The 13,379-nt window shown below is 35.6% G+C and carries 11 protein-coding genes; 8 read left to right on the top strand and 3 right to left on the bottom strand.

Annotated features, from left to right (window positions below):
• Positions 1-62 precede the first annotated feature (62 nt).
• The 5 genes from ACNQGJ_RS02020 to ACNQGJ_RS02000 all read left to right on the top strand — a co-directional run bounded on the left by ACNQGJ_RS02020 (position 63) and on the right by ACNQGJ_RS02000 (position 5,902).
• Complete coding sequence (locus ACNQGJ_RS02020; protein WP_417970577.1) at positions 63-728, top strand: SCO family protein; 666 nt, start codon at positions 63-65, stop codon at positions 726-728.
• Between the two features lie 168 nt (positions 729-896).
• Positions 897-1,136: a FeoA family protein gene (locus tag ACNQGJ_RS02015; RefSeq protein WP_417970579.1), complete on the top strand. Its 240-nt coding sequence runs from the start codon at positions 897-899 to the stop codon at positions 1,134-1,136.
• Entirely contained in the window at positions 1,136-3,235 is a 2,100-nt protein-coding gene (feoB, locus tag ACNQGJ_RS02010) for a ferrous iron transport protein B (protein ID WP_417970581.1), read from the top strand. The genes ACNQGJ_RS02015 and feoB overlap by 1 nt, the downstream gene beginning before the upstream one ends.
• Positions 3,236-3,476: 241 nt before the next feature.
• On the top strand, positions 3,477-5,705 hold the full coding sequence (locus ACNQGJ_RS02005) for a TonB-dependent receptor family protein (protein WP_417970583.1): 2,229 nt from the start codon (positions 3,477-3,479) through the stop codon (positions 5,703-5,705).
• 65 nt (positions 5,706-5,770) lie between these two features.
• Positions 5,771-5,902, top strand: coding sequence for a FeoB-associated Cys-rich membrane protein (locus tag ACNQGJ_RS02000; RefSeq protein ID WP_417970585.1), 132 nt, complete (start codon positions 5,771-5,773; stop codon positions 5,900-5,902).
• A gap of 287 nt (positions 5,903-6,189) precedes the next feature.
• On the opposite strand, the gene ACNQGJ_RS01995 is transcribed toward ACNQGJ_RS02000, so the two are convergent.
• The 3 genes from ACNQGJ_RS01995 to ACNQGJ_RS01985 form a co-directional block, all read right to left on the bottom strand.
• Positions 6,190-6,606: a hypothetical protein gene (locus tag ACNQGJ_RS01995; protein WP_417970586.1), complete on the bottom strand. Its 417-nt coding sequence runs from the start codon at positions 6,604-6,606 to the stop codon at positions 6,190-6,192.
• A 45-nt stretch (positions 6,607-6,651) separates the two neighbouring features.
• Positions 6,652-7,305 carry a metal-dependent transcriptional regulator gene (locus tag ACNQGJ_RS01990; protein ID WP_417970588.1) on the bottom strand — a complete coding sequence of 218 codons (654 nt, stop codon included), beginning with the start codon at positions 7,303-7,305 and terminating at the stop codon, positions 6,652-6,654.
• A gap of 172 nt (positions 7,306-7,477) precedes the next feature.
• On the bottom strand, positions 7,478-9,349 hold the full coding sequence (locus ACNQGJ_RS01985; protein WP_417970590.1) for an Nramp family divalent metal transporter: 1,872 nt from the start codon (positions 9,347-9,349) through the stop codon (positions 7,478-7,480).
• A gap of 120 nt (positions 9,350-9,469) precedes the next feature.
• Between ACNQGJ_RS01985 and ACNQGJ_RS01980 the strand changes: the two genes are divergently transcribed.
• Genes ACNQGJ_RS01980 through ACNQGJ_RS01970 form a run of 3 tightly spaced genes read left to right on the top strand, consistent with a single transcriptional unit; the run spans position 9,470 to position 13,367 of the window.
• A complete protein-coding gene (locus ACNQGJ_RS01980) occupies positions 9,470-11,713 on the top strand; it encodes a TonB-dependent receptor (RefSeq protein ID WP_417971365.1) in 2,244 nt (747 codons plus the stop codon).
• Complete coding sequence (locus ACNQGJ_RS01975; protein ID WP_417970592.1) at positions 11,713-12,180, top strand: thioredoxin family protein; 468 nt, start codon at positions 11,713-11,715, stop codon at positions 12,178-12,180. Before ACNQGJ_RS01980 ends, ACNQGJ_RS01975 begins: the two co-directional genes overlap by 1 nt.
• Before the next feature lie 20 nt (positions 12,181-12,200).
• The gene (locus tag ACNQGJ_RS01970) at positions 12,201-13,367 is read left to right on the top strand and encodes a lycopene cyclase family protein (protein WP_417970594.1); all 1,167 of its coding nucleotides are present in this window, start codon (positions 12,201-12,203) and stop codon (positions 13,365-13,367) included.
• Positions 13,368-13,379 lie beyond the last annotated feature (12 nt).

The raw sequence follows: 13,379 nt of genomic DNA, 5'->3' as shown, positions 1-13,379 counted from the left end.
GATTGTGTTAATTTGAATTAAAACCAATTCCCGTTTTCGTATTTTTGCACCAAAATAGCATTATGTTACAATTTTTCAAAAAATACCGACTCATTTTAGGAGTTTTCATTGTTTTTTCGGCAATCACTTTATCCTTATTTTATTCGGCCCTAAAGCCAAAAAAGACACTTCCTATTTATAATCCCGCGGATGTAAATCCTGAATTAGTAGATAGCACCATCCAATACAAAAGCAAATACCATACCATCGCTGATTTTTCGTTTACCAATCAAAACGGAAAAACCATTACCCAAAGAGATTACGAAGGAAAAATATACGTTGCTGATTTCTTTTTTACCACTTGTGGCTCTATATGTCCAAAAATGTCCACCAATCTATCAGAGATTCAAGCAGCTTTTGCTACTAATCCAAAGGTGAAATTATTATCGCATACGGTTTTCCCAGAAACTGACAGCGTTCCCGTTTTGAAGGCTTACGCCAAAAAATATCATGTTGATGATCACAAATGGAACTTAGTGACCGGAGACAAAAAAGAAATCTACGCGATGGCCAGAAAATCTTATTTGGCGGTGAAACTGGGAAAACCAAGTGAATTATATGATATGGTTCATACCGAGAATTTTGTTTTGGTCGATACTAAAAAAAGAGTTCGTGGTTTTTATGACGGTACTAACAAAGAGGACATGAAACGATTAATCGAAGATATTACTTTTTTGAGTAATCAATAATACGCTTTGAAGGCTGCATAAGTCGCTTATAATCTGATTGAAAACCGAGTAAAACTAACCACAATCCCCTTCTTAAAAATATTTAAAAAAAGTACAAAATTGATAATTATCATTTTTTTTAGTTATATAATATGTACTTTTGCAATCTTAATTCAATCTAAATAAGACTTGCGAACAACGATACATTCTCTAAAAAAAGGTGAAAAAGCCATTATCAAAGATTTTGATATTGACATTGTTCCGTTGAAATTACTAGAAATGGGTTGTTTGCCGGGCAATATGGTTGAACTCCTTCAAATTGCTCCTTTCGGCGATCCTCTATATCTTAATATTAATGGTTCACACGTTGCTATTCGGGTGGAAACCGCCCGTGAGATTGAAGTTGAAATATTAACAAACAACTTATAATGACCAATCAAAATATCAATGTTGCTTTAATTGGGAATCCTAACACGGGGAAAACTTCCGTCTTTAATCAGTTGACAGGACTCAATCAACAAGTTGGGAACTACCCGGGAATTACGGTTGAAAAAAAGATTGGTTTTTGTAAATTACCCAACAATGTTAAAGCTAATATTCTGGATTTGCCCGGAACGTACAGCCTGAATGCAAGTTCGATTGATGAAAATGTTGTTATAGAACTGTTACTGAATAAAAACGATAAATTATATCCTGACGTAGCGCTAGTAGTTACTGATGTTGAAAATTTAAAAAGAAACTTACTCCTTTTTACCCAAATAAAAGACCTTGAAATTCCCACAATATTAGTCATCAACATGGCGGATAGGATGAAATTTAAAGGAATTACATTAGACATTCCTTTTCTTGAAGAGCATTTAAAAACAAAAATTGCACTGATCAGTTCTAGAAAAGGTTTTGGAATTGATGCTTTAAAAAAATTGGTTGTCAGTTACAAAACCATTTCCAGCGAACCGTGTTTAAACGCCTCAAGCATTGATCCTGAATATTTTGATACGCTTCGCAAAACATTTCCCACTCAACTGTTGTATAAATTATGGTTGGTGATCACGCAAGATGTAAACTTCCTTAATTTAGATCGTAATGAAATTCGAAGTTCGTTTACTAAATCACATTCAGATTTAAAGCGTTTGCAGCAAAAAGAAACGATAAGACGCTATCAGTTCATCAATACTGTTTTGAAAGAAGGATTAAAAATTGACGCCTCTATTGCTAAAGATTTCCGAAGCAAACTGGATCGCGTTTTGACTCATAAAGTCTGGGGATATGTTATATTCTTTCTGATTTTGTTCGTTATTTTCCAATCTATTTTCGAATGGTCTAAAATTCCAATGGACTTTATAGATGCTTCTTTTGCTTCATTGAGCACATTTGCTGCCCAAGAACTGCCGGCAGGAGTTTTAACCGATTTAATTTCACAGGGCATCATTCCCGGGATTGGCGGAATTTTAATATTTATACCGCAAATTGCGTTCCTGTTTTTGTTTATTTCGATTCTGGAAGAAAGCGGGTACATGAGCCGAGTTGTTTTCCTAATGGATAAAATAATGAGAAAATTTGGTTTATCGGGCAAAAGTGTGGTGCCGCTTATTTCCGGTACCGCCTGCGCTATTCCTGCGATTATGGCTACCCGAAATATTGAAAACTGGAAAGAAAGATTAATTACTATACTTGTAACTCCATTTACCACCTGTTCTGCCAGATTGCCTGTGTATGCCATTATCATCGGTTTGGTAATTCCGGATACCCGCCTTTTTGGTTTTATGAACATGCAAGGAATGACCTTGATGTTATTGTACCTTTTGGGTTTTGGAATGGCTATTTTTTCAGCTTATATTTTGAATAAAATTCTTAAAATAAAAGGAAAAACATACTTTGTGGTAGAAATGCCTAATTATAAATTACCGCTTTTCAAGAATGTGGCAATCAATGTCATTGAGAAAACTAAAGCTTTTATTTTTGGAGCCGGAAAAATCATTTTAGCGATTTCTATTGTGTTGTGGTTTTTAGCATCGTACGGTCCGGGCGAAAAATTTAATGATGCAGAATCAATTGTGACAAATAACACCAAGCAAAATCCATTATCAGCAGCAGAATTTGAGAATGCAGTAGCTTCACAAAAATTGGAAAATTCTTATATTGGTATAATGGGCAAAGCCATTGAACCCGCGATCTCACCTTTAGGATACGACTGGAAAATAGGAATTGCCGTTATTAGTTCCTTTGCTGCAAGAGAGGTATTTGTAGGGACATTGGCTACAATTTACAGCGTAGGTGGAAGTGATAATGAAGTGACAATTAAAAACAAAATGGCAGCCGAGATCAATCCGGTGACCGGAGAAAAGGTTTTCAACTTTGCCTCAGGAATATCGTTGCTGTTGTTTTACGCATTTGCCATGCAATGTGCCAGTACGCTTGCGGTGACAAAAAAAGAAACCAATTCATGGAAATGGCCGGCTGGACAATTGATCTTCATGTCTGGATTTGCTTATCTGGTGGCTTTAATTGCCTATCAAATTCTGAAATAAAACACTTTAGACGAAAACAAATCTTTTATAGTATTGCGCTTAAATTATTTGGAGCGAATCCTGCCTCTTTTTAAAGCTTAAAGTGGTGTTACAACATCTATTGTTTCTCGATAAGTAATCAACAACCAATAAAGAATTCGTAATATCGTCCGCAAACGTTAAATTTTAAATTTATACTATTTTTATTTTGTCTAAATAAGATTTAGAGTTACTTTTGCAACGTAGAATAAATCCAAGTACAATGAGAAATAGTATAATTGCGACTTTATTATTGACGACGTCAGTTCTGTTTTCACAACAAAAAGAACTGTCAAAAACTCAAAATGACAGTATTGAAAATCTGAAAGAAGTTATAATTACAACAGATGCAATTGTTGGAAGTAAATTCAAAGCCAAAAACAAAGCAGGCGCTACTTATTTTATCACTCCAAAAGAACTAAAAACATTCAATTATGATGATGTCTCCAGGATATTAAGAACCGTTCCAGGGCTTACTATTCAGGAAGAAGAAGGTTTTGGCCTTAGGCCAAACATTGGAATGCGAGGTACCAGTCCGGACCGCAGTAGTAAAATTACGCTCATGGAAGATGGTGTTTTAATTGCTCCCGCTCCTTATTCAGCACCCGCCGCTTATTATTTTCCAACTGTAAATAGAATGCAATCTTTTGAGATCTTAAAAGGTGGCAGCCAGATTCAATACGGACCTTACACCACTGGTGGGGCTATCAATATGGTTTCTACTCAAATTCCGAATCGTTTTTCTGCTAAAGTTGTTGCGAGTATTGGAAGTTTCAATACAAAAAAAACCTATGTAAATATTGGCGATGAAAGAAAGAACTTCGGGTACGTTTTAGAATACAACAACCGCGATTCGGATGGATTTAAAAAAATTGACAATAGTTCTAAAAATACTGGTTTCGAAGGAAAAGATTATGTTGCCAAATTTAGAATTAATACCGATGCAGATGCTAGAGTTTTCCAATCCCTGACTGCAAAAGTTCAGTACAGCGAAGACTTGGCAAATGAAACTTATTTGGGTTTAACCGATAACGATTACAATAATAATCCGTTTAGAAGATACGCCGGATCCAATGAAGATTTTATTGATACTGAGCACAAACAAATAATGTTCACGCATTACATAAAACCATCCCAGAAATTTAATATTACAACAAAGGCATACCAAAATAATTTTGCTCGGAATTGGTACAAACTCGATGCCTTACAATTAGGCACAACAAAAGTGGGAATTAATTCGATTTTAATTGATCCAACGACTTATAATGCCGAATATTTAGCGTTAACCGGAGCAAGCAATACGGTAGATAATGCTTTGATCGTAAAAGCTAACAACCGCAGTTACGAGGCAAAAGGAATCCAATCAGTAGCTAATTATAATTTTGGAACAAAAACCCTTAAACACGATATTGATTTTGGCTTTCGCTACCACGAAGATTACGAAGATCGTTTTCAATGGGTTGACGGATATGCCATGCAAAATGGCGTAATGAATAGAACCTCAAACGGAACACCAGGAACAGATGCAAATAGAATTACAAAAGCTGAAGCAATTGCTGCTCATATTTTATATACGATAACCTACGACAAATTTACTTTCTCACCTGGAATTCGATATGAAAATATCAATTTAGAATCCATAAATTACGGCAGTAAGGATATTTCAAGAGCGGGAACTAATATTGTAGGAGCCAATAATCGTTCTGATGTATGGATTCCAGGAATGGGAATTCTATACACCATCAATGAAGATTACAATGTGTTTACGAGCGTCCACAAAGGTTTTTCACCTCCGGGAGCTAAAGTTGGAGAAGATGCTGAAAACAGTATCAATTCTGAACTTGGATTTCGCTTTCGCAAAAACGCATTTTCCGGAGAATTGATCGGATATTATAATGATTTTTCAAATTTACAAGGTGCGGATAATATGTCAGGCGGAGGAAGCGGAACTGGCGATTTATTTAATGCGGGGGAAGCTATCGTGAAAGGAATTGAATTTTTAGCGACATATGAAGTACTTAACAATAACGAGAAAGGATATAAACTTCCTATTAGCTTTTCCTATACTTTAACAGATACTAACTTAAAAAGTGATTTTAATAGTCCAGTCTGGGGAGAGGTACAAAGCGGCGATGAGATTCCATATATTGCAAAAAATCAATTCGCTATAGTGGCAGCTTTCGAAACAGAAAAATTTAATCTGGCGATCAGTGGGAAATATGTTGATGCTTTTAGAACATTGGCAGGAACTGGAACTTTTGCGGCTCAAAATAAAGTAAACAGTAATTTTATAGTTGATTTATCCGCAAAATACCGTTTGACTCAAAACTTGAGTCTGATGTCTAATATCATTAATGCACTGGACAGAGAATATGCGGTATCACGCGTGCCTGCAGGATTAAGACCTGGAATGCCTTTTAGTTTTAACTTTGGAATAATGGCACAGTTCTAAAAAATTTGACATTAGTTTAACTGTAAAAAGCAAACCATTCGAATTGCTTTTGTTAATTTTATAATATGGATATTCAAGAAATAATTGCTTTTATTGCTTTGGGAATTGCCCTTGCTTTTTTGCTTAAAAAATTCTTTTTTAAAAAGAAAAATTCGGGTAAAAACTGCGGTAGCGGCACTGACTGCGGGTGCGGTTAAAATAACCGTTTTTCTGTTTTAAATCTAAATTTACTTAAACAAACCTAAAAAGCCATCATCAACAACGAGACTAAGGGTCACTGTTGTCAAAAAATTATAAAAAAACCATTAAAGTCAGTAATAACGTTGCATCTCTTTATTTCGCTATTAAAACAGAATTAAGCGAGCACTACTTAACTTCTACACCGCCCGGCTTAAAACGACACAGTTTTCGTTATTAAATTGACAACGTACAGAGGTTTACACAGTATTTTGCTCATTTGGATTTTAAGCAAGAGATTGCACTATTATTTTACATACCCAATTTTTACAAAATAGCTTTCCGATTTAATTATAACACCTTCTTTCGGATAAGGTACAACATTCAGGTTTTTTATATTTCTCTGCTTTTCAGGCAAATATTTAGAAAACCATTGTTTATTTTCTTCTTCATTTTTCATCGAAAAAACCATCGGATGGATCTCAACTAATTTTGAATCTTTATAAACCGAAATTACAACCGAAGCTTCTCCGGCCCAGATACACGTCACGCCTTTCGGGCAACGAGAATCAGAAACAATTTCTTTCAGAACTAAATTGAATCCCTTTTTTTTAAGACATTTTTTCTGGCTTATCTTTAGGTATTTAACTTTTTCGGTTTTCCTGTTTTGGGCAAAAGTTATCGTGCCAAAAATCAAAAGTAACAACAACAGAGAATTTTTCATGTTCTTTATTTTAAAATAATTTATCAAAAGAGTACGCCAAAAGAGCTACGTTAATGTTACAAAAAGGTTACTGGCAATTTTATTGGAAATTGTCAAATCCTTGTTGACCACTTTTATTTTCAAAGACAAATCAAAACTTTCTCTTCCTACGATTTCAATTCTAGAACCCAATGCAATTCCCTGTTTATCCAAATATTTCAAAAATTCTGACGAGGTATCTTTAACGCCAACACAAATTCCTGCCTGATTTTCGCGCAGTTCGGAAAGCAATTGTTTTTCTATTTTAACGATTTGTCCATTTGCATCAGGAATTGGGTCTCCATGCGGATCTTCAGTGGGATTTCCCAAAAAATCATCTAGTTTGTTGATTAGTTTTTCAGATTTAATATGTTCTAATTGTTCCGCAATATCATGAACCTCATCCCAAGAAAAATCTAGTTTATCTACTAAAAAAACTTCCCAAAGGCGATGCTTTCTTACGATCATTTTTGCTGCTTTTTTCCCCTGTTCTGTCAAGGAAACACCTTGGTATTTTTTATAATTGACCAAGTCTTTTTCGGCTAATTTCTTGAGCATATCCGTCACTGACGAAGCTTTGGTTTCCATTTTTTCGGCAATGGCATTGGTGCTTATTTCTGAATTTGAAATAATGGTAAGGTGGTATATGGTTTTAAGATAATTTTCTTCTGAAAATGTCATTGAATTTTAGATTGAGGATTAATATTTTTGATTTCAGATGACCAAGCCCAGCAGTATAAATCCGTTGTTTTTTTCTCTTTAAAAATAACACATTTAACTGATAACAGACCACGAGCGAAACCAGCTTACGAAGTTAATGCTTCTGATACTGAAACAAATTTAACACAAGAATTTAATTTTTTACGATAAGTAACGGAATAGCAATTTTGTGGCGCAATTTATTCACCGTGGTTCCAAAGATTAGATCTTTAAATCCGGTGTGACCGTGAGTTCCCATAACCAAAATGTCAAATTCTCCTTTGTTGATAATTTCCGGAATCACTTTATTAGGTTTTCCAAAGCCTAACTGTGTTGCTACTTTATATCCTTTTTCGGTGAGCATTACTTTGTATTGCTCTAATAATTTTTCGTCAATTAAAGTTTCGTGATCATCAATGTTTTCGCCATAAATCATAGCGCCAACGGTTTCTACCACGTGAATCAATGTGTATGTTGCTCCTATTCCGCCTAACTCAAAAGCGTTATTTAATGCCACTTCATCTGCAGCGGAAAAATCTACGGAGACCGCGATGTTCTTTTTAGTGTAATTTTCGGATTTAGAAAGTTTCAATTTTAAATTATGCGGCGAATGATTTTGAATATCTATTTTAGCCTTGGTAATAAAAGGTTTAAACACAATATAAAGTAACAAAATCAAGAAACTTATGGCTAAAGGAACTACTGTTAACCACAACAAAAGTGGATTTTTGGATGTTGCCAGCCATCCTGTAATTTCATCAAAAACTAATTTAGCGTTTAATGAAACTATAATTGTAGCAATAATCCAAGAAGCGATTTGGGTGATTTTTCCAATATGAAATCCTTTCATTTTTGATTTATCACTTACAAAATGAATTAACGGAATAATGGCAAAACCCAGTTGTAAACTCAGAATAACCTGACTCAAAATCAATAGTTTTCCGGTGACACTTTCGCCATATATAGTAATTACAATAACTGCAGGAATAATGGCAATTAATCGTGTAATAATTCTTCGAACCCACGGCTGAATGCGTAAATTAAGATAGCCCTCCATTACAATTTGACCAGCCAGCGTTCCTGTAATTGTGGAACTTTGCCCAGCAGCTATCAAGGCTATTGCAAATAATACAGGCGCCAATTTACTTCCTAAAAGTGGTTCCAAAAAACGGTGAGCATCCTGAATTTCGGCCACTTCAAACATTCCGTTTTTATAAAAAGTGGCTGCAGCCAATATTAAAATGGCGGCATTCACTAAAAAAGCTAAGTTTAGTGCAATCGTAGAATCGATAAAGTTGTATTTTAAAGCCTGTTTAATCCCCGCGGTAGTTCTCTCGAATTTTCTGGTTTGCACCAAAGAGGAATGCAAGTATAAGTTGTGCGGCATCACTGTAGCGCCAATAATTCCAATAGCGATATAAAGTGCCGCTTCACTGGGCATCGAAGGAATTAACCCAAACAACACCTTTTCCAGTTCTGGCTGGGCAAATATCATTTCAAAAATAAAGGAAAATCCAATAATAGCAACCAATACAATGATAAAAGCTTCCATTTTACGGATACCTTTATTGATTAAGAACAATAACAAAAAGGTATCTAAAACTGTAATCAAAACACCTTCAATCAACGGAATATCAAAGAGTAAATTAATACCGATCGCCATTCCTAACACCTCGGCAAGATCACAGGCTGCAATGGCAATCTCGGCAAGGAAATACAATATATAATTGATAAACGGCGAATAGGTTTCTCGCGAGGCTTGCGCCAAATCACGTTGGGTAACAATCCCCAGTCGGGCACTTAAACTTTGCAACAATAACGCCATAATGTTACTCATCAATAAAACCCAAAGCAAGGCATATCCAAACTGACTACCGCCCGCAATGTCCGTCGCCCAGTTTCCCGGATCCATATATCCAACACTGATTAAATAAGCCGGACCAAAAAAAGCAAGGATTTTTCGGAATACTGATTTCTTGTTTAGTGTGGAAACGGATTGGTTTACTTCTTCTAAAGATTTAGTCATGACATTAAGTTATTGATACAAATGTAATTAAAAAATTTGTTTTGTAAAATATAATTTTTAGCTTTGCCTAAACTTAATTTAAGTGTCGTGAAAAAAATATACGCGTTAGGGGTTTTTTTGATGTTTCACTTTGGCTATGCCCAAGAAAAAATAAATCTTTCAGGATTTGTTTCATCAGAAAAAAAAGGGATTTCGGAGGCCCGTGTGTTTTTAATTGGAACAAAATACGCCACCCAAACGGATAGTTTAGGCAAGTACAGCATCGTGAATATTGATGAAGGAAGTTATAAAATTCAAATTATCGCTGCAGGTTTTCAAACTCTAAAAAAGAGCATAACAATCAAAAAAAATGAAAACAACATTTTGGATTTTGAACTTTTAAATACTGAAAACCAACTCAATGAAGTGGTAGTTTCTGGAACATTAAAAGCGGTAAAAAGATTAGAAAGCGCCGTTCCTGTCGAAGTTTATTCCCCAATATTTTTCAAGAAAAATCCAACAGCCAGTATTTATGAAGCCTTACAAAATGTAAATGGGGTACGACCGCAGCTTAATTGTGGGGTTTGCAATACGGGAGACATTCACATCAATGGGCTGGAAGGTCCGTACACCCTAGTTTTAATTGACGGAATGCCCATAGTAAGCAGTTTGTCTACGGTGTATGGATTATCCGGAATTCCAAATTCATTGGTGGAACGAATAGAAATCGTGAAAGGTCCCGCTTCTTCTTTATACGGTAGTGAAGCCGTGGGTGGTTTGATCAATATCATTACCAAAAACCCAAAAAACGCTCCCCTATTCTCTGCAGATGTGTTTTCTACTTCTTGGTTGGAAACCAATGTTGATTTAGGACTAAAAATCAATGTAGGCAAGAAAGCGACAGCTCTTTTAGGTTTAAATTATTTCAGATACAATCAAAAAATAGACAACGATAACGACAATTTTACCGATGTGACGCTTTCTGACCGAATTTCCCTTTTTCAAAAATGGACTTTTAACAGAACGGAAAACCGATTGTTTACCATTGCGGCACGTGGCGTTTATGAAGACCGTTTTGGCGGTGATGTGCGTTGGGAGAAAAAACACCGTGGCGGAGACGACATCTATGGCGAAAGCATTTATACCAAACGAGCCGAGTTGATTGGAAGTTACCAATTGCCATTTCCGGAAAAACTGATGCTTTCCTTTTCAGGGAATGTACATTTTCAAGACAGTCGCTACGGAACAACAAGTTATATTGCCAACCAAAAAATTGGTTTTTTACAGCTAACTTGGGACAAAAAAATAGGAAGAAATGATCTGCTTACCGGAATTGCTACCCGATACAATTATTACGATGACAATACGGCGGCAACTTCAAAACTGGGAAACAACAACCCTGAAAAAACATGGTTGCCGGGAATTTTTGTTCAAGACGAAATTACATTCACTGAAAAACACAAGTTGTTGCTGGGACTGCGTTACGATTACAACTCGTTTCACGGAAGTATCTTAACGCCAAGAATCGCCTATAAATGGAAACTGAACGATAATAATATTATTCGCTTGAATGCCGGAACGGGTTTTAGAGTGGTGAATTTATTTACCGAAGATCACGCTGCTTTGACCGGTGCTCGTGAAATTGTAATCGCAAATAATTTGAAACCAGAACAATCGATAAATGCCAATTTGAATTATATCAAGAAAATAAATTTCGACAACGGAACCTTTATTGGCATTGAAACTTCCTTTTTCCATACGCGGTTCAGCAATAAAATTGTTTCGGATTATGCTACTGATCCCAACAAAATTATTTACGACAACATCAATGGTTACGCGATAAGTCAAGGAATCAGTATGAATATCGATTTCAATTTCCCAAATGGATTAAAAATCATCACCGGCGCTTCTTTGCTAGACAACAAAAACGTTGAAAATGGCCGAAAAGAAACACCTTTTCTAACCGAAAAATTCACAGCAACTTGGAGCGTTTCCTATAAAATTCAAGCTATCGATTTGAATGTGGATTACACTGGAAATGTGTACAGCCCTATGCAGCTGCCGCTTTTAGGCACTTTAGATCCTCGTGCTCCAGAATCACCTTGGTACAGTTTGCAAAACATTCAATTTACCTATTCTGGTTTAAAAAACGTTGAATTCTATGTTGGAATTAAAAACTTACTGAACTTTTTGCCCAAACAAAATAACCCGTTTTTGATTGCGAGAACAAATGATCCATTTGATAAAAACGTAACATACGACTCGAACGGACAAGTGCTAGCAACGCCTGAAAACCCGTATGGTTTGACATTTGACACGACGTATGTGTATGGACCCAATCAAGGAATTAGAAGTTTTTTTGGACTTCGATATACATTGCGATAATGAAAAATAAACTTGCCATACTATTGCTTTTATCCTGTGCGATTCCCGCAGGATTTGCTCAGTTGCATTCGGTTTCATTCGAACAAATCGACAGTTTGCAAACGATCGAAAAGAGAAATACGATTGTTTTTATTCAAACCGATTGGTGCCAGTTTTGTCATGCCATGAAAAACACCACTTTCAAAAATGAGGCAATCGTTAAGGAGCTCAACTCTGCTTTCTATTTTGTTAATTTTAATGCCGAGGAAAAACGAACCGTAGTTTTCAATAAAACTACTTTTCAATTCAAGCCAACTGGAAATAATTTTGGAATCCATGAGCTGGCCATCGCATTGGGAACACTAAATAAGCAACTGAATTTTCCTGTTTTATGTGTTTTGAATAGTGAAAATGAGGTTATTTTTCAGCACAGCGGCTACTTAAAGCCAAAAGAATTAAAGCTGATTTTAGAGAAACTAAAAGAATAAAATTGTTTATTTTTGGGGAAATGTCAAATTACCAAATGAAACACTACGATTATATTTTTACCGGTGCAGGATTATCGGCTTTGATGACCTTGTATAAAATGGTGCAATCCGGAAAATTTAAGGATACAAGTATTTTATTATTGGATGAAAATACTAAAAAAAACAACGACAGAACGTGGTGTTTTTGGAAAACCAACGATTCGGTTTGGGAAAAATCTATTTCCAAAAAATGGGATTCGGCTTTGTTTGCCAATGCAGATTTTCGTCGGAATTTAGACTTGAAACCGTACCGCTACAATATGGTTAAAGGGCTGGATTTTTACACGCAGGTATTTGATTTACTTTCGAAACAAGAAAACATCACTTTCATCCATGAAAAAGTATTGGAAATCGAAGAATCTGAAACTATAATTTTGGTACAGACCGAAAGTGAATCCTTTTCGTGCTCGAAATTATTCAACAGCATTTACAACAAACAAAAAGCAGCAAGTCAGACCAAATATCCTTTACTGCAGCAGCATTTTATTGGTTGGTTTATCAAAAGTGAGCAGCCTGTTTTCAATCCGGAGCAAGCTACTTTCATGGATTTTTCGGTGGAGCAAAAAGGAAATACCCGTTTTATGTACGTGTTGCCAACATCAACAACTGAAGCTTTACTAGAATACACCTTGTTTTCACACCAGCATTTAAAGACGGCGGAATACGAAAACGAAATACAGCAATACATCGAAAAACTTGGCATTACAACGTATGAAATTGTCGAAAAAGAGCAAGGCAGCATTCCCATGACCTGTTACCCTTTTTGGAAAGCAAATACGAAAAACACAATCAATATTGGCACTTCTGGCGGATGGACGAAAGCAAGCACCGGCTATACATTCAAAAATTCTGATAAAAAATCAAGTGAATTGGTGGCCTTTCTGGAAAGGGAAACCGACTTCACTAAATTTCATAAAAGAACCAGATTCTGGTTTTACGATTTGCTTTTGTTAGACATTTTGGATCGAAAAAACGAATTGGGTTCTTCTATCTTTTCTTCGATGTTCAAAAAAGGAAATCCAACATTAATTTTTAAATTCTTGGACGAGGAAACTTCACTTAAGGAAGACATTGAAGTAATTTTAAAATGCCCAAAAATGCTATTCATTAAAGCTATTTTTCATGTGGCTTTCAAATCATTGAAATAGCAATCAAACTAT

The organism is Flavobacterium cryophilum (genome assembly GCF_048286555.1).
Taxonomy (GTDB): domain Bacteria; phylum Bacteroidota; class Bacteroidia; order Flavobacteriales; family Flavobacteriaceae; genus Flavobacterium.
The sequence above is the reverse complement of the archived record's forward strand: the minus strand, read 5'-3'. Positions and strand labels throughout refer to the sequence as shown.